19 protein-coding genes are annotated in these 23291 nt (G+C 70.8%); 12 read left to right on the top strand and 7 right to left on the bottom strand.

Going from position 1 to position 23291, the window contains the following annotated elements:
* The first annotated feature begins 155 nt into the window (after window positions 1-155).
* Window positions 156-593: a hypothetical protein gene (locus tag OG700_RS03395; protein ID WP_405608636.1), complete on the top strand. Its 438-nt coding sequence runs from the start codon at window positions 156-158 to the stop codon at window positions 591-593.
* A gap of 105 nt (window positions 594-698) precedes the next feature.
* A complete protein-coding gene (locus OG700_RS03390) occupies window positions 699-1571 on the top strand; it encodes an alpha/beta fold hydrolase (protein ID WP_405621400.1) in 873 nt (290 codons plus the stop codon).
* Window positions 1572-1581: 10 nt separating this feature from the next.
* Here OG700_RS03390 and OG700_RS03385 read toward each other — a convergent pair whose 3' ends face one another.
* From OG700_RS03385 to OG700_RS03360, 6 genes are all read right to left on the bottom strand, one after another.
* A complete protein-coding gene (locus OG700_RS03385) occupies window positions 1582-1989 on the bottom strand; it encodes a hypothetical protein (protein ID WP_405608633.1) in 408 nt (135 codons plus the stop codon).
* 380 nt (window positions 1990-2369) lie between these two features.
* Window positions 2370-3431: an ABC transporter permease gene (locus OG700_RS03380; protein WP_405608630.1), complete on the bottom strand. Its 1062-nt coding sequence runs from the start codon at window positions 3429-3431 to the stop codon at window positions 2370-2372.
* Entirely contained in the window at window positions 3428-4390 is a 963-nt protein-coding gene (locus tag OG700_RS03375; protein WP_405608627.1) for an ABC transporter permease, read from the bottom strand. The genes OG700_RS03380 and OG700_RS03375 overlap by 4 nt, the downstream gene beginning before the upstream one ends.
* Complete coding sequence (locus OG700_RS03370) at window positions 4383-6014, bottom strand: sugar ABC transporter ATP-binding protein (RefSeq protein ID WP_405608625.1); 1632 nt, start codon at window positions 6012-6014, stop codon at window positions 4383-4385. The genes OG700_RS03375 and OG700_RS03370 overlap by 8 nt, the downstream gene beginning before the upstream one ends.
* Window position 6015: 1 nt before the next feature.
* Window positions 6016-7104, bottom strand: a complete 1089-nt coding sequence (locus OG700_RS03365; protein ID WP_405608622.1) for an ABC transporter substrate-binding protein — start codon at window positions 7102-7104, stop codon at window positions 6016-6018.
* 240 nt (window positions 7105-7344) lie between these two features.
* Entirely contained in the window at window positions 7345-8379 is a 1035-nt protein-coding gene (locus OG700_RS03360; protein WP_405608619.1) for a LacI family DNA-binding transcriptional regulator, read from the bottom strand.
* Window positions 8380-8573: 194 nt separating this feature from the next.
* Between OG700_RS03360 and OG700_RS03355 the strand changes: the two genes are divergently transcribed.
* From OG700_RS03355 to OG700_RS03345, 3 genes are all read left to right on the top strand, one after another.
* Window positions 8574-11186, top strand: a complete 2613-nt coding sequence (locus OG700_RS03355; RefSeq protein ID WP_405608616.1) for a PA14 domain-containing protein — start codon at window positions 8574-8576, stop codon at window positions 11184-11186.
* A gap of 164 nt (window positions 11187-11350) precedes the next feature.
* Entirely contained in the window at window positions 11351-12271 is a 921-nt protein-coding gene (locus OG700_RS03350) for an NADP-dependent oxidoreductase (RefSeq protein WP_405608613.1), read from the top strand.
* Window positions 12268-13014, top strand: a complete 747-nt coding sequence (locus OG700_RS03345; RefSeq protein ID WP_405608610.1) for a GNAT family N-acetyltransferase — start codon at window positions 12268-12270, stop codon at window positions 13012-13014. The genes OG700_RS03350 and OG700_RS03345 overlap by 4 nt, the downstream gene beginning before the upstream one ends.
* A gap of 133 nt (window positions 13015-13147) precedes the next feature.
* Here the strand turns inward: OG700_RS03345 and OG700_RS03340 are convergent, their stop codons facing one another.
* Complete coding sequence (locus tag OG700_RS03340; protein WP_405608607.1) at window positions 13148-13576, bottom strand: SPW repeat protein; 429 nt, start codon at window positions 13574-13576, stop codon at window positions 13148-13150.
* Window positions 13577-14073: 497 nt separating this feature from the next.
* On the opposite strand from OG700_RS03340, the gene OG700_RS03335 reads away from it, so the two are divergent.
* From OG700_RS03335 to OG700_RS03305, 7 genes are all read left to right on the top strand, one after another.
* Window positions 14074-15480: an SDR family NAD(P)-dependent oxidoreductase gene (locus OG700_RS03335; RefSeq protein WP_405621398.1), complete on the top strand. Its 1407-nt coding sequence runs from the start codon at window positions 14074-14076 to the stop codon at window positions 15478-15480.
* Window positions 15481-15793: 313 nt separating this feature from the next.
* Window positions 15794-15967 (top strand): hypothetical protein, encoded by a 174-nt coding sequence (locus tag OG700_RS03330; protein WP_405622256.1) that lies wholly within the window; start codon window positions 15794-15796, stop codon window positions 15965-15967.
* Window positions 15968-16132: 165 nt separating this feature from the next.
* Complete coding sequence (locus OG700_RS03325) at window positions 16133-17359, top strand: DUF6777 domain-containing protein (RefSeq protein WP_405608604.1); 1227 nt, start codon at window positions 16133-16135, stop codon at window positions 17357-17359.
* 47 nt (window positions 17360-17406) lie between these two features.
* Complete coding sequence (locus tag OG700_RS03320; protein ID WP_405608601.1) at window positions 17407-19482, top strand: SpoIIE family protein phosphatase; 2076 nt, start codon at window positions 17407-17409, stop codon at window positions 19480-19482.
* A gap of 153 nt (window positions 19483-19635) precedes the next feature.
* On the top strand, window positions 19636-21180 hold the full coding sequence (locus OG700_RS03315) for a wax ester/triacylglycerol synthase family O-acyltransferase (RefSeq protein ID WP_405608598.1): 1545 nt from the start codon (window positions 19636-19638) through the stop codon (window positions 21178-21180).
* 107 nt (window positions 21181-21287) lie between these two features.
* A complete protein-coding gene (locus OG700_RS03310; RefSeq protein WP_405621396.1) occupies window positions 21288-22262 on the top strand; it encodes an aldo/keto reductase in 975 nt (324 codons plus the stop codon).
* Window positions 22259-23137 (top strand): amidohydrolase family protein, encoded by an 879-nt coding sequence (locus OG700_RS03305; RefSeq protein WP_405608595.1) that lies wholly within the window; start codon window positions 22259-22261, stop codon window positions 23135-23137. The genes OG700_RS03310 and OG700_RS03305 overlap by 4 nt, the downstream gene beginning before the upstream one ends.
* The last annotated feature ends 154 nt before the right edge of the window (window positions 23138-23291 follow it).

Genomic DNA, 23291 nt, shown 5'->3' with positions numbered 1-23291 from the left:
GTCCCGTGAATGGCCCCCGGCGGGGCGGCCCAACTCGGCCCGCCGAGGCGCAAATGTTGCTCAAATCTGATTGGGCCCGTCGGCAGTCGCGGAAGAATCCCGGGCGGGGATCTTCACCGATCACGGGAGAGCCGATGGCCGAGGAAACGCAGGAAATGAAGCGCGCGGTAATCGATCTGCGGATGAAAGAGTACGACACGCTACGCAACGAGGTCACGCAGAGGATCAACGCCAGGCAGCAGATGGCGGGTTACGCCGCCGCGATCACCGCCATCACCGCGACGTGGGGCGGAGAACTCGGCCCGTGGCGGTTCCTCGTCGTGGCGGTGGTGTTCATCGGGTCCGTCGGATATCTGCGCGACAGCAACAAGGCGATCCAGCGTGTCGGTCTCTACCTCCAGGAGTTGGAGAGCGAGATCAACGACCTGGGGCTGGAGTTGTACGGTCGGCGACTCCTGTCGTGGGAGACACGGCGACAGGAACAGCGCGATCGGGAGAAGACCCTGTGGCGGGTCACGGGAATTGTCGGCGGATGGCACCTGCGCAGGCCGGCCAGGGAACTTCCCACACCTCGCGTCGCGGGCGAGGAGTGAGGTGAGGGCCGAGGCCGAGGGCTGACACCCGCCGGCGGTCGGTTCGAGCCGTGCTTCGAGCGGTGCTTCGAGCCGTGCTCCGGGCACGGTGATCACCGCCGTATGATGCTCTGCGTGAGCCAGTTGCTGACCCTCGAAAAGCCATCCAACGCGCGAACTCGGCGTCTGTGTACGTCTCGTGGCGTATTCGCGGTATTGGACACGGAGCCGGCGGATCTCGTTCCGTACCGGGGGACCGCGCTCCTCGTGCCGGGATTCATGGGCAGTAAAGAAGACTTCCTCCCCGTGCTTTCCGGCTTGAGCCAAGGGGGATACCGCGTCCTCGCCATGGACGGCCGGGGCCAGCACGAGACCGGCCCGGCGTCATCGGCGCCCTCGTACGCCAAGTCCGAACTCGCTCGCGACGTGGTGGCTGTCGCCAGGCGGCTCGACGCGGGTGCCGTGCACCTTCTGGGGCACTCCTACGGTGGGTTGATCGCCCGCGCGGCGGTCCTCGACACCTTGGGTGACGCGTCCCTGTGGGCATCACTCACTTTGATGAACTTCGGTCCCGGACCGGTCTCCGCCGCACAGCGGGAGCGGCTTCGGATGCTGCTCTCAGGGCTGGAGTCCATGACGCCGGCGGAGATCTGGCCGTTCATCGAGAATCAGGAAAGCGATGTGGCGGTGGGAGTACGGGAGTTCCTGCGCCGCCGCTGGCTCGCGAATGCTCCGGAACACCTGACGGCGGCGGCGGATCAGATGCTCGGCGAAACCGATCTCACCGCACGCCTGGCCGATATCGATCTCGCGAAGGCCGTTGTCTCCGGTTCACCTGATGCCACTTGGCCGCCGGAAGAGGTGGAACACATGGCGCACCGTCTGGGAGCGGACCTCATCTCGCTGCCGGGAGGCGGACATTCGCCCAATGTCCACCTCCCGGATGAGACGGCCACGGCCCTGATCGATTTCTGGGACCGGTGCGGGACAGCTTTCTAGCGCGGTGGGCTCAGTCCAGTCGGTGCACCGTGTGGTCCCCGAACCTCAGCTCGGCGATGTGCGAGAGCATGCCGGCATACGAGGTGAACAGCGGTTCGGGGACGTCCTCGGGTGGCTCGCCCTCGTAGTCGGCGTCCCACAGACTCTCGGTCGAGAAGCCGTAGATCTGAAGGTCATCGGGATCTGCCAGGTTGATCGCGAGATCCGAGTGTTCGGTGTCGTACTCGCCGCCGAAGACGTACATACGCGCCCGCTCGACCAGGAGGTCGCGTTCGTCCGGGTCCTCGGGCATGGCGTCGACGTCGATCTCCCGCCAGGTCTCCCTTTCGCGATCCGCGCAGTAGCAGTCGAAGTCGTAGCCGTCGAACCGGGCGTGCACTCGCGATTCGGTCGAATGAACGAAGGACAGGGTTGTCATCGCCCGGCGGTACCAACGCGGCAAGGTCAGCTGATTTCTGCACTCGCACCCGTGAAGTGTGTGCTCCAGCTCCCTGGTGAACGTCAGCTCCGGAAATCCGCGCAGAAACGACAGATAACCGCTCCGCTCGGCGTCCGAAAGATCAGCGGCGCAGACCCAATTCCGTGCGTCAGCGGCGGTACCCGTCTCATACACGGCCTGAGTTTCCCCGGTGAAGTGGGAGCATCCAGAGATGGAGTGAGAGTGCCGAACTGTCATCCGAATGTCCCTTGGTTCACATTTCACCCGCCACGCACCACGCGTCGAGGGCCGCGACGAGGACCGCGGCCTCGTGACGGACGGCGATTTTGTCACACCGCGTGGCCACGGCCGCAGACGCGTCACATCATCCGCCGCCGCCTCCCCAGCCACGTCTGCGCGATCACCACGACCGCCAGGAACGCGCCGCTGACGACCTGTTGGTACGCCGAGTCGAGCGAACCGATCTGGTTGATGACGTTCTGGATGACCTTCAGCAGCAGCACGCCCACCAGCGAACCGCTGATGAAGCCGAAGCCGCCGGTCAGCAGCGTGCCGCCGATGACGACCGCGGAGATCGCCTCCAGCTCCATGCCGGTGCCGAGGATCGTGACGCCCGAGACCAGCCAGGCCGCGTTGAGCGCCCCGGCCAGTCCGGCGCACAGGCCGGAGAGGGTGTACACGGTGATCTTCGTACGGGCCACGGGCGCGCCCATCAGCGCCGCCGCGTCCTCGTTGCCGCCGACCGCGTACACGTACTGGCCGAACCGGCTGCGCCGCAGCATCACGGCGCCCGCGACGAAGAGCGCCACCGTGATCCACACCGGCACCCCGATGCCCAGCAGCTTCTCCTGGCCGAGGCTCGCGAAGAAGGACTTCTCGTCCACCAGATAGGTGTGGGAGCCCTCGTCGGTGATGGCCAGCAGGATGCCGCGGGCGGCGAGCATCGCCGCGAGCGTGACGATGAACGGCGCGAGCCGGGCCTTCGCGATCAGCAACCCGTTGACCAGGCCGATCAGACCGCAGACGGCGAGCGGCAGGAGCAGCGCCACGAGCGTGCCGTACTGCGAACCCCAGGCGCCGAGCACCCCGCCGAGCGCGAAGAGCGAGCCGACGGACAGATCGATCCCGCCGGTGATGATCACGAAGGTCATACCGAGGGCGACGATCGCCAGGAACGCCGACGAGACCGCCATGTTCTGAAGGTTGTCGCCGGTCAGGAAGGTGTCGAAGCCGATCGACGCGCCGACGGCGACGAGCAGCAGCGTGACGAGCGCGCCGTGCTGCTGGGCGAGCGCGCTGAGCCGTTCGGCCCGGCTCGCGCCGAGCGGCGCGTCGTCCGTGTCCTTGCCGGAGGCCCCCTTGCCGGGGGAGGGGCCGGTGCCAGTGGCGCGGGCCGGACGCTCCGTGTGGGTGTGGGTCATCGCCTTCCCCGTTCGCGAGCCGCGTAGACCGCGAGCACGATCACGACGGCCTGGGCGATCTGCGTCCAGGAGGGCGGCAGATCGTGCTTGATGAGCGTCGCCGTCAGCAGTTGGATCAGTACGGCGCCGGCCACCGTGCCGCCGATCCGGATCCGGCCACCGCTGAGCGGGGTGCCGCCGACGACGACCGCGGTGATCGCCGACAGTTCCATCAGGGTGCCGAGCGAGGTCGGGTCGCTGGCCTGGAGCCTCGCGGTGGCCAGTACACCGGCGATCGCGGCGAGCACGCCCGCGATGACGTAGACGAGGATCAGGACGCGGCGCACCGGGAGTCCGGCGAGCTGCGCGGCGGGCCGGCTGTCGCCGATCGCCAGGAGCTGCCGGCCGAAGGTCGTCCGCTTCACGGTGAATCCCACGGCGAGTGCCAGGGCGGCGGCGATCAGTACGAGATACGGGATGCCGAACAGGTCGCCCGAGCCGAGCGCGGACATACCGGGGTCGCGTACGTCCTTGAGCTGCGGCAGCAGTACGAGGGCGATACCGCGTCCCGCGACCATCAACGCCAGTGTGGCGACGATGGGCTGGACGCCGATGAACGCGATGAGCGAGCCGTTGGCGAGACCGATGACGGCGCCGCCGAGCATCGCGACGATCAGCGCGATCCATGGCCCGTAGCCGAGATACAGCGACAGCAGGGACGTCGACAGGGCCATCACGGAGCCCACCGACAGGTCGACGCCCTCGCTGCCGATGGCCAGTGCCATGCCCAGCGCGACGATCAGCACCGGTGCCACCTGGACCGCCTGGGTACGGAAGTTCTCCGTGGACAGGAAGTGCGGGGTGAGCGCGATGTTGACCAGCAGCAGGACGGCGACACCCGCGTACACCCCGTAGTCCTGGAGCAGGCGCAGCAGTCGCGCCCGGTCGACGGGGGCGCCCTTCAGGGCGAGTTCAGTCATGGTCCGTCTCCCCTCCTGAGGAGGTCGTGTCGACGGGCACGGCGTCTGACGCGGCGTCCGGCGCGGCGTCCGGCACCACGATCGCCGCGGCGTCCGGAGCGACCGTCTTGAGCGCCGCGTCCGACTCCGGGGCCGCCGCGATCGCTTGCAGCAACCGGTCCTCGGTGACGTCGTCCCCGGTCAACTCCGCGATCACGGCGCCGTCCTTGAGGACCACCACCCGGTCCGACCCCTCGATCAGCTCCTCCATGTCGGAGGAGATCAGCAGCACCCCGAGCCCCTCGTCGGCGAGTTCGTCGATCAGGCCCTGCACCTCGGCCTTGGCGCCGACATCGATGCCACGGGTCGGTTCGTCCAGCAGCAGCACCTTGGGCCGCATCGCCAGCCAGCGGGCCAGCAGCACCTTCTGCTGATTGCCGCCGGACAGTTCGCCGACCTTCTGGTACGGCCCCGACGCCTTGATCCGCAGCCGCTTCATGAAGGTGTCCACGATCTTGTCGACCTTGGCGTCGTCCACCAGACCGAACCGGGAGAGTCCGGGCAGCGCGGCCAGCGCGATGTTCTCCCGCACCGAGAGGCCCGGGACGATGCCCTCGGCCTTGCGGTCCTCCGGCAGCAGGCTGATGCCGGCCCGGATGGCGGCGGGCGTGGAGCCCGTACGTACGGCGGAGCCCGCGACCACCACCGTCCCGGAGTCCGGCGGCAGCGCGCCCGCGATGGCCTTGGCCGTCTCGCTGCGGCCCGAGCCGAGCAGCCCGCCGAGGCCCACGACCTCACCGGGCCGTACCTCGACCGACACCTGGTGCAGCGTGTGGCGAACCGTCAAGTCCTGTGCGCTGAGCACCGGTTCACGGCCCGCGTGGTGGTCACCGGTGAACTTGGTGACCCCCTCGCCGCTCACCTCGCCCATCTCCCGGCCGAGCATCAGCGACACCAGCCGCAGCCGGTCGAGTTCCGCGATCGGCCCGGTGTGCGCGAGCTTGCCGTCGCGCAGCACCGTGACCTGGTCGCAGACCTCGTACAGCTCGTCCAGCCGGTGGCTCACGTACACCACCGCGATGTCACGCTCCTTGAGCATCCTGATCACGCCGAACAGGGTGCGCACCTCGCGCGGTTCGAGCGACGACGTCGGCTCGTCCATGATGACCACACGCGCGTCGACGGAGACCGCCCTGGCGAGCGCCACCATCTGCTGCGCGCCGACGCCCAGCGTCCGCAGCGGACGTTTGACGTCGACCCGCAGCCCGAGCGAGCGCAGCGCGTCGTCGGCCTCGCCGTGCATCCGGCGGAAGTCGATCAGCCCGAATCTGTTCCGGGGCTCGCGCCCCAGGAACAGATTGCGCGCCACGCTCATCAGCGGGACGAGATTGACCTCCTGGTAGATGGTGGAGATCTCGGCGTGCTGCGCCTCCAGCGGGGTCTGGAAGCGCACGGGACGCCCGGCGTGGACGATCTCGCCCTCGTCGGGCTGGTACACACCGGTGAGCACCTTGATGAGGGTGGACTTCCCGGCGCCGTTCTCGCCGATGAGCGCGTGGACCTCGCCCGGAAGGGCGGCGAAGTCCACGCCGTCGAGCGCGCGTGCGCCCGGGAACGTCTTGGTCAGACCGGTGACCGACAGCACGTCAGAAAGCCTTGCCCAGATCGGCCTTGGCGTTGTCCGGGGTGTACGCGCCGTCCTGGATGACGATGTCCTGCGCGACCTTCTCACCCTTGGTGAAGGCGTCGAGGGTCTGGAAGGCGAGCGGCCCGAAGCGCGGGTTGGACTCGACGACTCCGGAGATCCAGCCGTCGACGATGCCCTGGACGGCGTTGCGCGTGCCGTCGACCGTCACGATCTTGACCGCCCCGGCCTTCTTGCCCGCGCCCTTCAGGGCGTTGACCGCGCCGAGGCCCATCTCGTCGTTCTCGGCGTAGATGCCCTTGATGCCGGGGTTCGACTGGATCAGCTGCTCGGTGACCTGCTGGCCCTTCTCGCGGGCGAACTCACCGGTCTGCTCGAACACCACCTTCAGGTCAGGGGCCTTGGCCGCGATCTGGTCCTTGAAGCCCTTGGTGCGCTCGGTGGTGACGTTGTTGCCCGCGGCGCCGAGCAGGATCGCGACCTCGCCCTTGCCGCCGGTCGCCTCGATCATCTGGTCCGCCGCGCGCTTGCCCTGCTCGATGAAGTCCGAGCCGATGAAGCTCACATAGTCCTTGCAGGCGGTCGCGTTGATCTTGCGGTCGATCGTGACGATCGGGATCTTCTTCGCCGCGGCGGTGCGCAGCACCGGGCCCCAGCCGTCGGAGTTGAGGGGCGCGATCACCAACAGGTCGGCGCCCTTGGCTATCAGGTCCTGGACGTCGCTGATCTGCTTGGAGAACTGCGTCTGGGCGTTGGCGGACAGGAGTTTGATCCCGCGCTCCTCGGCCTCGGCCTTGATGGACGCGGTCTCGGCGATCCGGAAGGGGTTGGCCTCCTTCTCGGACTGCGAGAAGCCGACCGTGGCGCTCTTGAGGTCGATCTTCTCGCCGCCGAACTGCGTGATGTCACAGGTCTTGTCGTCCGCGCCGGGCGTGGCGACGACCTGGCCGCTGTCCTTGTCGCCGGCCGACGAGCTCTTGTCGGAGCCGTCGTCCTCCGACTTGGCGCAGCCGCCGAGGGCGAGCGCGCCGACGAGACTCGCGGCGAGGACGGTAGTGGTGGTGGTACGGCGGACGGCGGAAAGCTTCATGGGGATCCCCATCTCGGCGCGGCCCCGGCGACCGGGACGCTCGCGGGAGGTCGGCTCGTACGGACTGGCGTGGACTGGCGGACTTGCGGACCGCCGGGCGGCCGGTGTTGACCGGCCGGCCGCCCGACGGACTGCTGGAGTGTGGGTGGTGAGTCGTTCGGAACGGTTTTTACATCGTTGTACGGAGGCTGTAAAGCCTTCGCGCGATAACGGCTGTGCGTGTGGGGGCCGTTGGCGCTCTCAGTGGCGGTCCCGGCGGCGGCCGAGGGTGCTCTCCCGCTCCACCAGCCTGAAATCGGCGCGGAGTTCGCGGGGACCGGTGCCGACCGGGTCTCCGGTGCCCAGCAGCCGGTTGACGACGGACCGCACGGCGAGCCGGGCGATGGTCTGTTTGTCCGGCGAGATCGTGGTGAGGGTCACAGCTCCGTAGCGGCCCTCCGTGATGTCGTCGAAGCCGACGACCGCGACGTCCTCGGGGACCCGCAGCCCCCGCTCGGACAGCACCCGCATCGCCCCGATGGCGATCAGGTCGTTGTACGCGAAGACCGCGTCCGGCGTCACGCCCGAGTCGAGCAACTGGTTCATCGCGTCGGCCCCGTTGGCGTGGTCCCAGCCGCCCGTCGGGGCGATCAGGGAGTCCGGCGACGGCAGTCCCGCCGCCTTCAGCTCGGCGCGCCAGCCGCGCAGCCGCAGATGCGACGGTTCGTTGACCCGGTCGGTCCTGGCGCCCAGGAACGCGATCGTGGACCGGCCGAGACCCAGCAGATGCCGTACGGCCAGCCGGGCGGCGGCCACGTTGTCGATCGCGATGTGGTCGTACGGCAGGTCGTACTCCCGCTCCCCGAGCAGCACCAGCGGCGCGTCCTGGTCCCGGCCGAGCAGATCCTCGGTCTCCAGCTCGATGGGGCTCAGGATCAGCCCGTCGATCACCCGTGCCCGGAAGCCCTGGCTGACCAGGATCTCCTGCTCGCGGCGGCCCCCGGTGTGGTCGAGCAGCACTGTGTACTCGTGCTCCGCCGCCACATCGATGACCGAGCCCGCCAGCTCGGCGAAGTACGGGTTGCCCAGCTCGGGCACCGCCAGCGCGATGATCCCGGTGCGGCCCTTGCGCAGATGCCGGGCCGTGAGATTCGGCCGGTAGCCCAGCTCGTCGATGGCCAGCTGGACCCGGGCCCGCATCGCCGGCGTGACATGCCGGTAGTTGTTCACCACGTTCGAGACGGTCTTGATGGAAACGCCCGCTCGTTCCGCGACGTCCTTGAGGCTGACGGTCACCGTATTTCCCCTCCGAGGCCGGCCCGAAGGTCGCCCCTGCCCAATCTGTACAACGTTATATACGTTGCGGGACGGCTCTTTGTCATGGCCCTGGACAGAGAGTGGAACGGCATGTTGTCATGCCAACTGCCGTTCCTTCCAACGTTGTACAGACTGTCGCAACGAGCCGCCACCCTCAGTAAGCAGGAGGATTTGTGCGCATCAGAAGAAATCTGGCCCTTTTGCTCGCCGCCGTCCTGGGCGTCGCCGGACTCACTGCGGTCCCGGCGGCATCGGCCGCGGACGACCCGGTCGTGCCCCACGGACTCAAGGGCGAGTACTACTCCTCGTCCGCGCCCGGCGCCTTCGACTTCCACGAGTTGAAGGCCACCGGATTCGACCCGCGGATCGACTTCGACAACCTCGACTCCCGCCTCTCCACGGCCACCGGCAGCGCCGACCACGCCACCGTCCGCTGGACCGGGAAGATCGTCCCTGAACAGAGCGGCCCGCACACCTTCTCGATGATCGGCGACAACGGATTCCGGCTGTGGGTCGACGGCGAGATCGGCATCGACCACTGGGTCAACGACTGGGAGAAGGAGCAGACCGCCGACCCGGTCGAGCTGACCGGAGGTCAGGCGTACGACATCAAGGTCGAGTACTTCGAGGACATCGGCGGTTCGAATCTCCATCTGAACTGGACCGAACCCGGTGGCTCGAAAGAGCCGGTGCCCACCTCCGCCTTCCGCCTCCCCGACGGCTACGCGTACGACGGTGCCATCGCCACCACCGTCCTGGCCGACGGCCGCACGCTGCGGATGGAGTTCGCGCAGCGGCTCGCCGCGCCCCCGGCCGGTCTCGCCGACCATCTCGACGCGGTCATCGGCGGCGCCGAGTGGCCGATGACCTCGGTCAAGAAGGACCCCGAGGACGCCCGCAGCCTCCTCGTCGGCCTCAAGGAACCCGTGGTCGGCCAGGGCGGCTCCGCCGATATCCGTTACGACGGCCGGGGCGGCCTCGTGTCGCGGGACGCCGACCCCGTCGGCGCGTTCTGGAGCAGCGGGCCCAACACGTCCGAGTACCAGCTCTCCACCCCGTGGGCCAAGGACGTCGGCCCCGACAACGCGCTGCCCGAGTACCCGCGGCCGCAGATGACCCGCGACGCCTGGCGCAGCCTCAACGGAGAGTGGCAGTTCGCCGCCGCCGAACAGGGTGAGCGCCCGCCGGTGGGCAAGAAGCTGCGCGAGAAGATCCTGGTGCCGTACCCCGTCGAGTCGCGGCTCTCCGGTCTCGAACGGCACGAGGACCGGATGTGGTACCGCCGTACCTTCACCGTCCCGAAGGGCTGGGACGTCGGCGACGGCAGGAAGGGCGGCGACGGCCAGCGCCTCAAGCTCAACTTCGACGCCGTCGACTGGCAGTCCACCGTCTACGTCAACGGCAAGAAGGTCACCGAACACAAGGGCGGCTACGACCGGTTCTCCGTCGACATCACCGACGCGCTCAAGCCCGGCCGTACGCAGGAGCTGATCGTCGGCGTGTACGACCCGACCGACGCCGCCGGCGGCGAGAACCCGCCCATGGGCAAGCAGCGCCTCGACCCGAGCGGGATCTTCTACACCTCATCGTCCGGCATCTGGCAGACCGTCTGGATGGAGCCCGTCGCCGCCGACCACGCCGACTCGCTGAAGCTCACCCCGGACGTCACGGGTCAGAAGCTGGCGGTCGAGGTGCGCGGGGTACGTGACGGAGTGCCCGTCACGGCCACCGCGTACGACGGCAAGCGCAAGGTGGGCACCGTCAAGGGCCGCACGGGCGCACCGCTCAGTGTGCCGGTGCCGGACCCGCGCCTGTGGTCACCGGAGGATCCGCACCTGTACAAGCTCGACGTCAGAGTCGGCGGCGAGCGGGCCGTCGACCGGGTGGGCAGCTACTTCGGTATGCGCTCCATCGCCGTCGAGAACGTCGACGGGGTGCCGCGCACCGTGCTCAACGGCAAGCCCGTCTTCCTGATGGCCACCCTCGACCAGGGCTTCTGGCCGGACGGACTGCACACCGCGCCGACCGACGCGGCGCTGGCGTTCGACCTCAAGAAACACAAGGAGCTGGGCTACAACTCCGTGCGCAAGCACATCAAGGTGGAGCCGGACCGGTGGTTCTACTGGGCGGACAAGCTGGGACTCCTCGTGTGGCAGGACATGCCATCGATGCCGAAGTCCCCGGCCGCCCCCGCCGCGGCCCAGTTCGAACACGAGATGAAGGAGATGATCGACCAGCACGCCAGCAGCCCCTCGGTGATCATGTGGGTCCCGTTCAACGAGGGCTGGGGCCAGTACGACCAGGCCCGGATCGCCGACCAGGCCAAGGGCTGGGACCCGACGCGGCTGGTCAACAACATGAGCGGCGTCAACTGCTGTGGGGCCGTCGACGGCAAGAACGGCGACATCGCCGACGCGCACGGCTATCCGACGCCGGTGCTTCCCGCGCCGGACGGGAAACGGGCGCTGGTCACCGGTGAGTACGGCGGCCTCGGACTCGCCGTACCCGGCCACGCCTGGCCGGTCCAGCACACCTATGTCGGCGTCGACCAGGACAAGTACACCGACGAGTATCTGGGGCAGCTCGACAACGTACGCGACCTCGCCTGCCGGGGGAGCAACGGAGCCGTCTACACCCAGATCACCGATGTGGAGGGTGAACTCAACGGGCTGCTCACCTACGACCGCAAGGTCATGAAGCCCGACGTCCAGCGGCTCAAGGCGGCACACGAAGCCCTGATCCGCGACGCCTCCGACCCGGCCTCGATGGAGTGCGCGAGCTCCTGAGCCGGATTACCGGGGCGCCGGGCGGGCCGCGAACGGCCCGCCCGGCGCCCGCCCGTTGGCCGAACACCTCGGCGCGCCGGGAATAAGCAGGTCGGAGCCCGGACTTGAAACTGACTGGCGCCGCAGCGCGGCCACCGACGTCAGCAGCCAGAGCGAGGGATCACATGCCCAAGGCGTACGTCTACACCCGGTTCGGCGGCCCGGAGGGCGAAGCCTTCATCGACCTGCCGAAGCCGGCCCCCGGCCCCGGAGAGCTCCTCGTCGCCGTCCGCGCGGCCGGCGTCAACCCGGTCGACTGGAAGCAGCGCACGGGCTACACCCGGCCGGGCTCGACCCCGAAGCCGCTGCCCACCGTGTTCGGCAGCGACGCGTCCGGAGTGGTCGAGCGGGTCGGCGAGGGCGTGCGCGGATTCGCCGTGGGCGACGCCGTTTTCGGCAACCCCGTCACCGGCGGATACGCCGAGTACACCCTGCTGCCCGCCGCCATCACCGCGCACAAGCCGCACGCCGTGTCGTTCACGGACGCGGCGGCCCTGCCGACCGCGGCGGCGACCGCGTACGACGGAGTCAAGCAGCTGGACCTGCCCGCCGGCGCGACGCTGCTGATCACCGGCGCCGGGGGCGGTGTCGGCGTGGCCGCGACGCAGATCGCGGTCGCCGGCGGCATCCGCGTCGTCGGCACGGCGAGCGCGGGCAAGAAGGACTTCGTGGAATCGCTGGGCGCCGTCCATGTCCCGCCGGGTCCCGGGCTCCAGGAGCGGGTGCGGGCCGCCGCGCCCGACGGCGTCGACGCCGTCTTCGACCTCGTCGGCGGCGCGGACCTGGAGGCCGTCGCCGGACTCGTTCCCGACCTGGCGAAGCTGATCAGCGCGGGGGACAAGCCGCGGGTCGTGACCCTGGGCGGCGCGGCGGTCGTGCGGCTCCGCACGGCCGCCGTCCTCGAAGAGGTGGCCGACCTGGTGGTGGCCGGCTCCCTGCGGCCGTACGTGACACGGACGTTCGCGCTGGCCGAGGCGGCGCGGGCGCTGCGCGCCGTCGAGGACGGGCACGCGCTCGGTAAGATCGTCATCGAGGTGGGCGCGTGAGCACCGCCGAACCGTTCCGGGCGCCCGGCCGCCCCTCGTACCACCCGCTCGACAATCCCGTACTCGCCGGGCTGACCGGCCCGCACGCCCACTTCGCCGAGCGGCGCGGCCGGGTGCTCGGCTACCGGGCCGAGGTGTCGCCGTGGCTGGTCATGCCGGACGAGCCCGACGCGCGGGACTGGGCGGACGCCGCCCCGCTGGTCGGAGTCGACGGCACGGCCGCGCTGGCCGGGGCGCGTGTGCTGCCCCCGGACGGCTGGGAGGTCACGTTCCAGGTGGACGGTGTGCAGCTCGTCGACGAGTCGGTGGACGCGGTCCCCGACGAGGAGGCGGTGGTCCTCGGCGTCGGGGACGTACCGCAGATGCTGGCCCTGGTGGACCGCACCAGGCCGGGGCCGTTCCGGCCGCGCACCATCGAGATGGGTACGTATCTGGGCATCCGCCGCGACGGCGAACTGGTGGCGATGGCGGGGGAGCGGATGCGCCCGCCGGGCTGGACGGAGATCAGCGCGGTCTGTACGGCCCCGGAGTTCCGCGGCCAGGGACTGGGCGCGCGGCTCGTCCTGGCGGTGGCTGCGGGGATCAAGGCGCGTGGCGAGACCCCGTTCCTCCAGGCGGCGGGGGACAACGAGAACGCCGTCCGGCTCTACGAGGCACTGGGATTCCGGCTGCGCCGCCGGATGCCGTTCCTCGGGATCCGGGTCCCGGAGCCGTCGCGCGTCCCGGCGACGGCCGGCGGCTGAGCCGAGCCGAGCCGAGCCGAACTGGACTGAATTGAGCTGAGCTGACACGGTCTCAGCCGCACCGCGCATGTCGGTGGGGCGGGCCGGCGGTCTGTGGAGACCGCGGGCCCGCCCCACCGGTCGGGGTGCCTGGCTACGTCCGAATCGGCTCACCGCTCCGAGTCGTCCGGCCGGCCCGCTTGCGCATCTGCCCCGCCCTCATCGCAGCGGCCCCACAGATGAGGCCCAGCAGGGCGACGAGGCCACCCGCGATGACGCTGCTGAGGAACACGCCACGGTCGGGGCTGGAACCGACGACCCATGGTGCGGCGACCATCCAGGCGCCCATCAGGACGAGTGCCCAGCTGAAGCCGTATGTCCGGGTCGGTGTCGCGGAGAATACGAGGGCCAGGACTGCGATCGCGATGCCCATGACCACGTTGTGGACCACGAGACCCGGCTGGCTGGTCGTGTAGTGAAGGATCCACGGTGAGAGGGCGATGAACAGGCCGGCGAGAAAGATCGGGCCGTCCAGCAGCGCCACATCACGTCCACCGAGCACGCGGGCGTACCTGGCCCGCATCTCTGGTACGTCAGGGTGAGCGCCTATGTCTCCCCTGGTGTGTGTGACACCAGGGTGAGAACCAACGTCTCCCCTGGTGTGCGAAACATCGGCCATGAGTCTCGACTCCTTCGGTCATGAGAGGTTCGACCGTGCTGCACCGGATCGAGCGGTACATGACTATTCTGCCCCCTATTCACCTTTATGTGTAGTTGAGCGTGAACAAATTGCCCGGTACCTCATGGCAAACTGTTCGAGGCCGCTCGGCCGGACGGCCGTATCCGTGAGGGCTTGACGGGCCGCCCGGACGGGTGAGCGCCCGGACGGGTGAGCGCCCGGACGGGTGAGTGACGAGTGATGGGGAACGGCGACCGGCGATGACGTTGACAGATGACGGGACCACGCTCGGCGAGAGCGGACCGGATACCGCGTACGGCGCCGACGGCCACGGCCCTGAGGAGCGCGGCCCCGGCGAGCGTGGCCCTGATGCCTACGGCCCCGGTATCGACCCCGAGCGCATGGCTGTCTGCCTCGCCGTGCTCGACGAGCTGGACAAGCTGGACGTCGACCACCCCGACGCGGTGGCCGTCCGCCGCGCCACCGCCGGGATCTACCGGACCGTCAAGCAGCGCCGCCGCCAGGAGCGCCGGGCGGCGAAGACCGCCAACGACAAGGCGGTCACCGAGGCGACGGCCACCGGATCCGCCGAGCGCATCGACGACGAGACGCAGGGCCTGCTGCCGTCGTCATCGGCCGCCGGCGAGATCGCGGGCATCCTCCAGCGACCGCGCTCCTGCTACATCTGCAAGACGCGTTACGTCGAGGTCGACGCCTTCTACCACCAGCTCTGCCAGCCGTGCGCCGCCGAGAACCGGGCCCGCCGGGACGCCCGTACGGACCTCACCGGCAAGCGGGCCCTGCTGACCGGGGGCCGCGCCAAGATCGGCATGTACATCGCGCTGCGCCTGCTGCGCGACGGCGCGCACACCACCATCACCACCCGCTTCCCCGGCGACGCGATCCGCCGCTTCAAGGCGATGGAGGACAGCGCCGACTGGATCCACCGCCTCAAGATCGTCGGGATAGATCTGCGCGACCCGGCCCAGGTGGTCGCGCTCGCCGACTCCGTCGCCGCCGAGGGTCCGCTGGACATCCTCATCAACAACGCCGCGCAGACCGTACGCCGCTCCCCGCAGGCGTACAGCGAACTGCTGGCCGCCGAGTCCGCGCCGCTGCCCGCCGGTGAACTCCCGTCCTCGCACGTCATCGGCGCGTTCGGCAGCGGTGCGCGGGCCGTGCTGCCCGCCGGTGGCGGCGGTGGCGAGGCGCTGAGCGCGTCGGACATCACCGGTCTGGCCCTGGTCGGCGGCTCGGCCACGCTCGCCCGTATCGAGGCGGGCACGGCGATCGACGCGGGCGGTCTGGTGCCCGACCTGCACGACACCAACAGCTGGATCCAGACTGTCTCCGACGTCGACCCGGTGGAGCTGCTCGAAGTCCAACTCTGCAACTCCACCGCGCCGTTCATCCTGATCAGCCGACTGCGCCCGGCGATGGCGGCAGCGGCGGCCGAGCGCACGTACGTCGTGAACGTCTCCGCGATGGAAGGCGTCTTCAGCCGCGGCTACAAGGGCGCCGGCCATCCGCACACGAACATGGCGAAGGCCGCGCTCAACATGCTGACCCGGACCAGCGCGCAGGAGATGTTCCAGTCCGACGGCATCCTGATGACCGCCGTCGACACCGGCTGGATCACCGACGAGCGCCCGCACCCGGACAAGATGCGCCTCGCCGACGAGGGCTTCCACGCCCCGCTCGACCTGATCGACGGCGCGGCCCGCGTCTACGACCCGATCGTGCGCGGCCAGGGCGGCGAGGATCTGTACGGCTGCTTCCTCAAGGACTACGCGCCGGCCAACTGGTAGGCGGCCGACCGATGGCGGGCGGGGCGCCGTCCGCCGTGGTCTCCTGACATTGTCCGGAAGTGACCCACTTCTCAGACCCCATCGAGCGCGCCCCCGCTCATTTGGTTAATGTAAGGCGCACGGACGCCACCCAGGGACCCACGAAGGTTCCTCGGCCGTCCGGGGTCCGGCCTGCAACCAGGCCACCGCCCCGCCCGAAAACCGGCGCCACCGCGACCGAACCAGCCCTTGCCCCTGCCCCGTTCGGCGGTCGGCGCCCGGTACGAGTCCGGAGTCGGTGCGTCCGGGGTTACGCGACACAAAGGAGTGCGCGGTGACACCTGAAATGGCTCAGCACGACAACAGCCCGGCGGAACAGGGCGGTGGACGGGGCCGCGGCCCCGAGAAGCTCCGGAACATCGAGGTGTGGGCCAGGGCCGCGCCGATCAGGCTGGCGGGCTACGAGGACGACCTCGCGGAGCCGCACATCCTCCAGGGCATCGACTAGAGCTGTAACGGAGCGGCCCACCGGGTCCGCCCGGTGGGCCGGTCCTCCTGTGCTGACGCACGGGAGGACCCTCCTGCTCCACCTGCGCCCCCCGCTTGCGCGGCAGTCCCGTGTCCGGCAGATATGGAGTCATATTCCGGACAGGACGAACAGCTGGGAGACCCTGTGCGACGCCTACCCATTCGCCGTCGGCACGCCGCGCTCGCCGTGCTGTCGGCCGGCATCCTGATCGTCGCCGGCTGTGGCGACGACGGCGTCGGCAAGGACCCGCGAGCGGCGAGGGCCGCGAAGGCGGCGGCGTCCACGAAGGTCCTCCTGCAGCCGCTCGCCGCCCCGGGCCCCGACCCCTTCACCGAGTCGACCGCGGCGCCGATGCCGGACGCCGACGCCCCCTCGGCCGCACCGGCGCCGAGCGGTCCCGGTGAACCCAGCGGCCCCGCCACCGGCACCCAGGCACTGCGCTCCGTCTCGGGCGCCACCGCCGGGCTGTACGGCGGTACGAAATCGGCCACCAGTTGCGACGTCGAGGCCCAGGTCCGCCTGCTGACCGCCGACCGAGCCAAGGCCACCGCCTTCGCCCGTGCCGCCGATGTCGGTGTGACATCCGTACCGAAGTTCCTGCGCGGGCTGACCCCCGTCGAACTGCGCGCCGACGTACGCGTCACGAACCACGGCTACCGGGACGGCGCGCCCATCGCCCACCAGGCCGTACTCCAGAGCGGCACCGCCGTCCTCGTGGACGACCGCGGACTGCCCAGGGTCCGCTGCGCCTGCGGGAACCCGCTGCGCCCGGCCGTCGCGCCGCGGGCCGACGCGGTCCACCAAGGAACGCCCTGGCAGGGCTACCGGCCCGACCGCGTCGTCGTGGTCAACCGCAGCACCCAGGCCCTTACCTCCCTGGTGATCGTCGACGCCGCCGAGAACGCGTGGATCGAGCGGAGGACCGGTACCGACGGCGACCGGGACAAGAAGCCCGACGTACCGCCGCCGTACCCCCCGGACACCGACATCGTCGATCCGTCCCTGGAGCCGCCCGCGCCGGACCGCACCGCCCCGGACAGCCCGGACCCCGGCCGCTCCGACCCGGTCACCCCGGAGCCCGACGAGTCCGACAGCGGCCCGGCCCCCTCGCCCGACTGCCTCACACCGGATGCCCCGGCGCCCGACGAGCCGCGGTCCGAGAACCTGGCGCTCCCGCGCGACTGCCCCTCGCCGCCGGAGGATCCGGACGGCGGCATCGGTCCTGACGGCCCGGTGATGCCGATGTCCCCGGAGCGGCCGGGCGGCCCCGACGCACCGCTCGACGGCGACCCGGGCGCGCTGTCCGACGACGGCTTCGCCCCGCCGGCGCCCGAGGGCGGCCCGGCCGGGTCCGGTAGCTTCCAGGGCTGACCGCCGGACCAGTCGTGATATCCGACAATTGATGACAGAGTGACTCCATGGTCGATCGGGAAGCGGGGCCCCCGTCGCTCCCCGACGACTGGCCCGCGAAGCCGGAACTGAGCCTGGTCCTCAACGGCATGGGCTGCTTCGACTGGGACCTCGGCAGCGGTCTGCTCCACCTGGACGCGGTGGCGCTGGAGATTCTCGATCTGAGCCACGACGACTACGACGGCACCCGCGCGAAAGTCATGGAGCGCCTGCCGCCCGGCGAGGGCGCCCGGCTCGACGCCGTCGTGGGGGAGGCGATCAGAGCCGGCGAGGGGTACGGCGCGTACTTCCGCGTCCGGCGCCGGGACGGCACCCTGCGCTGGACCCACTCACAGGGCTCCGTCCGCCGTGACGGCACCGGCCGTCCGCGCCGTCTCATCGGCATCGTCCGCGACGCCACCCAAGAACTCGCCGACTCGATGGCGCGGCTCGAACTCGACGAGGAACGCCGGCGCAGGACCACGGTCGTCGAGGGCGCGACGGCCGCCCTCGCGCACGCCAGAACGGTTCAGGACGTCATCGACGTACTCAAGGAGTCCGACGGCCTCGAACACCTCGGCGCCGACAGCATGGTCATGGGTCTCCTCGACTCGGGGCGCATCCATCTGGTCGCCGAGGGCCCCGCGGGCTCCTTCGTGCCGGGGACGCGCGTCACGCGGGTCGACGAGGAGTACCCGATGAGCGAGGTGATCCGCACGCTCAGCCCGCGGTTCATCGAGTCCGCGGCCGACTTCGCGGCCTCCTACTCGGGTCTGTGGCCGCACATCAGCCACCTCGGCATCACCTCGGCGGCCTATCTTCCGCTGATCGCACAGGGCCGCCCCATCGGGGCCGTCGGGCTGCTCTACGGCGACAAGATCGGCTTCACCACCGAGGACCGCAATCTGCTGGTGGCCCTCGGCAGCGGCATCGCCCAGAGCCTCCAGCGCGCCGTCCTGTTCGAGCAGGAGCACGATCTCGCCGAAGGGCTCCAGCAGGCGATGCTGCCGCGCCGGATCCCGGCGGTGCCCGGCGCGGAGATCGCCGTCCGCTACCGCTCGGCCCGGCTCGGCAGGGACATCGGCGGCGACTGGTACGACATCATCCCGCTGCCCGGCGGCCGGGTCGGTGCCGTCATCGGGGACGTGCAGGGCCATGACACCGACGCGGCGGCCGTGATGGGACAGCTGCGGATCGTGCTGCGCGCGTACGCGGCCGAGGGCCACACCCCGGCCACGGTGATGGCGCGGGCCTCGGTCTTCCTGCACGAACTCGACACCGACCGCTTCGCGACCTGCGTCTACGCGGAGGCCGACCTGGCCACGGGCGTCGTCCGGCTGGTCCGGGCCGGCCATGTCGATCCGATGATCCGCGACACCGACGGCAGTTGCCGCCGGCTGCCCGCCGAGGGCGGACTGCCGCTCGGTCTTTCGGCGGAGTTCGGCCGGCTCGACTATCCGGTGAACACCGTCGAGCTGGATCCCGGCCAGACGCTGGTCCTCTACACCGACGGACTGGTGGAGCTGCCCGGAGCCGACCTGGACGAAGGGATGCAGAGACTGGCCGGCCTGATCGCCGCCGGTCCGCGCGACCTCCAGAAGCTGGCCGACCAGCTGTGCGAAGTGGTCGACGAGCGGGGCGGCGAGGACGACGTCGCCGTACTGCTGCTGCGCAGGCGGGGCGCGTACGCCGGCAGGACCGGCGGCAGGCTCCGGCAGCACGTCGGGCAGAACGACCCCGAGGCGCTGTCGTCGGCCCGGCACATGGTCCGGGCGGCGGTCCGGGCGTGGGGCGCGGGGGACCGGTCGGACGACATCGAGCTGGTGGCCGACGAGCTGATCACCAACGCGCTGACGCACACCGACGGCGGCGCGGTCGTGACCGTCCGGGTGCTGCCGGGGGCGGAGCGGCGGCTGCGGCTGGAGGCCGAGGACCGGTCGAGCGCGCTGCCCCGGATCCAGCACGCGGGCGCGTCGGGGGTCTCGGGCCGCGGTCTGGTGCTGGTGGACGCGCTGTCCGACGAGTGGGGTGTGGAGTCGCGCGGCAGCGGCAAGTGCGTATGGAGCGAGTTTGTCGTCTCGGGCCGCCCGGAGCGGGGCGGTTGAGCGGCCGGTTGAGCGGCCGGTTGAGCGAGCCGTGGCTGGTACGGGGCGTTACAGTGACGCTAACTGAGCGTAACGCTTACGTACTTGACCGTAACCGATCGCAGGCGATTGACTTGCGGTTCCAGGATTCCCTCCCCGAGACATGAGGACCCCTTGACCACCGAGCTGCTGGCACCTCTCGATCTGGCCTTCTGGCATCTCGAATCCCCGGACCATCCGATGCACCTCGGCGCCCTCGCCGTCTTCGGGGCGGCGCCGGACGGCATCGGCGACGAGGCGCCGCTGGACCTGCTGGCCACCCGCGCGGCGGCCGTCCCCCGGCTCCGGATGCGGGTGCGGGACGTGCTGCTGCCCGTGGGCGGCGCCGCCTGGAGCGTGGACAAGGACTTCGACGTACGCCGACACGTCAGGCGCCTGGAACTGCCGCCCGGAGACTTCGCCGAGCAGACCGCGCGACTGGCCGGGGAGCTGATGGAACGGCCACTGGAGCGCGGCATCCCGCCGTGGGAGATGTACGTCCTGACGGGCGCCGGCCGGCCGGCCGGTGAAGGGTCCTTCGCCGTACTGGTGAAGCTGCACCACGCACTCGCGGACGGCATGCGCGCCGTGGCCATCGGCACCGGGATCTTCGACCAGATCGCCGACGCACGGGCCGCCGGCACCCGCCGCGCCCGCCCCGCGCCGCCCCGCTCCTGGCTGCCCGGCCCCTGGCAGGTGGCCGACATGGCGAAGGGCCGGCTCGGCGAGCTGGGCCGGGCGCTCGGGATCGGCGCCTCGGTCGTCCGCGCCAGCCGGCTCGACCCGCGCGGTACGCCTGCCCTCACCGCGGGCTCCAGCGGCACCCGGCAACTGGCCACCGCCGTCCTCACGTTGGAGGACGTACGGCAGGTGCGCAAGGCGCACGGCGGCACCGTCAACGACGTCCTGCTCGCCACCGTGGCGGGCGCGCTGCGCCGCTGGATGCTGGAGCGCGGCGAACAACTGCCGGACCGTGACCCGCGCTCCGACCCGCGCGCCCTGGTGCCGGTCTCGGGGCGGCGGCCGAGCCGGGCCCGGCAGGGCGCGGGCTCCGGCGGGGGCTCCGGCTCGGGCAACGTGCTCTCCGCGTACCTCCTCGGCCTGCCGGTCTCCGAACCCGACCCGCTGTCCCGGCTGACCGCGGTGCGCCGGGCCATGGACCGCAACAAGAAGGACGGTCCCTCGCGGGGCGCCGGAGCGGTCGCCGTACTCGCCGGTCAGCTGCATCCGCTCGCGCACCGGCTCGGCGCGCCGCTCGCGGGCAGCGCGGCCCGGATCCTCTTCGACGTGCTCGTGACGAGCGTGCCGCTGCCGCGGGCGACGCTCTCCTTCGGAGGCTGCCCGCTGCGTGAGATCTATCCGATGGCGCCGCTGGCGCGCGGCCAGTCCCTGGCCGTGGGGCTGACGACCTACGGCGGACGGGTCCATGTGGGACTCGTCGCCGACGGCAAGGCCGTGCCCGACCTCGGCGGGCTGGCGAAGAACATGAACGAGGAGCTGGACGAACTGCTCCGCGCGACGGCGCCCACCGAAGCCGCACCCGCGACGCCTGCCGAACGCCCGGAACCGGCACCCGCGATGCCTGCCGAACCCGCCGAAGCCACCGTGACGGCAGAACCCGCCGAAGCCGCCGTGACGGCCGAACCCGCCGTGGCCGTTGGGGCAGACCTGGCCGGATAGGTCGGACAGTTCCCGACGCGAGCGTGCGGCCGGGTGTCCCGAAGGTGTTGACGTCACCCAGTCATCCGATGAATATTCTGGGTGTCAACTTCGGGAGGCACACCGCGATGCGGCAGAACACGCTCGGACGTGGCGAGGTCGGCGTATCCGAGCTCTCCCTCGGAACGGCCGGGATCGGCAATCTCTACACCCCCGTCGAACCGGACCGGGCCGCGGCGGCGGTCGACGCCGCCTGGGACGCGGGTATCCGCTACTTCGACACCGCACCGCACTACGGTCTCGGCCTCGCCGAACGCCGCCTCGGCGAAGCCCTGCGCTCCCGGCCCCGCGCCGACTACACCCTGTCGACCAAGGTGGGCCGGCTGCTGGAACCCCTGCCGTTCGCGGACGGCGACGACCTGGCCAACGGCTTCGCCGTACGTGCCACACACCGCCGCATCTGGGACTTCAGCGCCGACGGCGTACGCCGGAGCATCGCCGACAGCCTGGAGCGGCTGGGGACCGACCGGATCGACACGGTCTACCTGCACGACCCGGACGACCACGCCGCCGAGGTCTTCGGACAGGCGTACCCCGCGCTGGAGCGGCTGCGGGCCGAGGGAGTCGTCGGCGCGATCGGCGCCGGAATGAACCAGACGGCCATGCTCACCCGCTTCCTCCGGGACACGGACGTCGACGTCGTCCTGTGCGCGGGCCGCTACACCCTCCTCGACCAGTCCGCCCTCACCGAACTCCTCCCCGAGGCCGCCGCACGCGGCCGGAGCGTGATCGTCGGCGGCGTCTTCAACTCCGGGCTGCTCGCCGACCCGCGGCCCGGCGCGACGTACGACTACACGGCCGCCCCGCCCGCCCTGCTGGAGCGCGCCCTGCGTGTCAAGGCCGTCGCCGAGCGGCACGGCGTCCCGCTGCGCGCCGCCGCCATCGCCTACCCGCTGCGGCATCCGGCCGTCGCCAGTGTTCTCGTCGGGACGCGGTCCGCCGACGAGGTCCAGGACGCGGCGGACATGTACGGCCGCACGGTCCCCGACGCGCTCTGGGACGACCTGCGCGCCGACGGCCTGCTGGAGGTCGGCGCCCGATGAGCGAAGCGCCGCCCCGACCGCCGACCGTGTCGGCGCCCGTCGTGGACGCCCACCACCACGTGTGGGACCTGTCCCTACGGGACCAGGACTGGATCACCGGGCCCGCCATGACACCCATCCGGCGGAATTTCGGCATCGCCGATCTCGCACCGGAGGCCCGCGCGGCCGGAGTCGGCGCCACCGTCCTCGTCCAGACCGTCACGGTCCCCGAGGAGACCCCCGAATTCCTCGCGCTCGCCGACGCGAACGAGCTGATCGCCGGGGTCGTCGGCTGGACCGACCTCACCGCCCCGGACGTCGCCGACACCCTTGCCGCGCTGCGCGAGCTGCCCGGCGGCGACAAGCTCGTGGGAGTACGCCACCAGGTCCAGGGCGAGCCCGACCCCGAGTGGCTGCTGCGCCCCGACGTACGGCGCGGGCTCGCGGCCGTGGCCGCCGCCGGGCTCGCGTACGACCTGATCGTCCTGCCGCACCAGCTCCCGGCCGCGACGGCGGTCGCCGCGCTGCTGCCGCAGCTGACCTTCGTGCTCGACCACCTCGGCAAGCCGCCCGTCGCCACCGGCGGCCTCACCCCCTGGGCCGGCCACATCCGGGCGCTGGCCGCCAGGCCCAACGCCGTCTGCAAGCTCTCCGGCCTGGTCACCGAGGCCGCGTGGGACTCCTGGACGGCCGACACGCTGCGCCCGTACGCGGAGACGGTGCTCGACGCGTTCGGCTCCGCGCGGCTGATGTTCGGCTCGGACTGGCCGGTGTGCCGACTGGCCGCCTCCTACGGCGAGGTCGTGGCCGTCACCCGCACGCTGACCGGCGACCTCGGCGAGAACGAGCGCCGTGCGGTCTTCGGCGGAACGGCCACCGCGGTGTACGGGCTCTAGGGCGTGTTGCGAGAGTAGCGCCGTCCGCCCGAAGGGCGGGGCCGACGGCGTCTGGTGCGTGCGATCGCAAGGCGGAGGATCGTTCTCGTACTGGACGTACTTGGATGATTGCGACAACGCGGCGAGTGCGCGTGCCAGGCGTCGTCGGCCAGGC

This window comes from Streptomyces sp. NBC_01508 (assembly GCF_045040315.1).
In the GTDB taxonomy this organism is placed as follows: Bacteria; Actinomycetota; Actinomycetes; order Streptomycetales; family Streptomycetaceae; genus Streptomyces.
The sequence above is the reverse complement of the archived record's forward strand: the minus strand, read 5'-3'. Positions and strand labels throughout refer to the sequence as shown.

Coding starts and splice junctions, on each gene's coding strand:
- OG700_RS03395 (WP_405608636.1), top strand. CDS start 156: ATGAAGCGCGCGGTAATCGATCTGCGGATGAAAGAGTACGACACGCTA.
- OG700_RS03335 (WP_405621398.1), top strand. CDS start 14,074: ATGGCTGTCTGCCTCGCCGTGCTCGACGAGCTGGACAAGCTGGACGTC.
- OG700_RS03390 (WP_405621400.1), top strand. CDS start 699: ATGCTCTGCGTGAGCCAGTTGCTGACCCTCGAAAAGCCATCCAACGCG.
- OG700_RS03365 (WP_405608622.1), bottom strand. CDS start 7,104: ATGAAGCTTTCCGCCGTCCGCCGTACCACCACCACTACCGTCCTCGCC.
- OG700_RS03375 (WP_405608627.1), bottom strand. CDS start 4,390: ATGACTGAACTCGCCCTGAAGGGCGCCCCCGTCGACCGGGCGCGACTG.
- OG700_RS03380 (WP_405608630.1), bottom strand. CDS start 3,431: ATGACCCACACCCACACGGAGCGTCCGGCCCGCGCCACTGGCACCGGC.
- OG700_RS03340 (WP_405608607.1), bottom strand. CDS start 13,576: ATGCGGGCCAGGTACGCCCGCGTGCTCGGTGGACGTGATGTGGCGCTG.
- OG700_RS03350 (WP_405608613.1), top strand. CDS start 11,351: ATGCCCAAGGCGTACGTCTACACCCGGTTCGGCGGCCCGGAGGGCGAA.
- OG700_RS03310 (WP_405621396.1), top strand. CDS start 21,288: ATGCGGCAGAACACGCTCGGACGTGGCGAGGTCGGCGTATCCGAGCTC.
- OG700_RS03305 (WP_405608595.1), top strand. CDS start 22,259: ATGAGCGAAGCGCCGCCCCGACCGCCGACCGTGTCGGCGCCCGTCGTG.
- OG700_RS03320 (WP_405608601.1), top strand. CDS start 17,407: ATGGTCGATCGGGAAGCGGGGCCCCCGTCGCTCCCCGACGACTGGCCC.
- OG700_RS03385 (WP_405608633.1), bottom strand. CDS start 1,989: ATGACAACCCTGTCCTTCGTTCATTCGACCGAATCGCGAGTGCACGCC.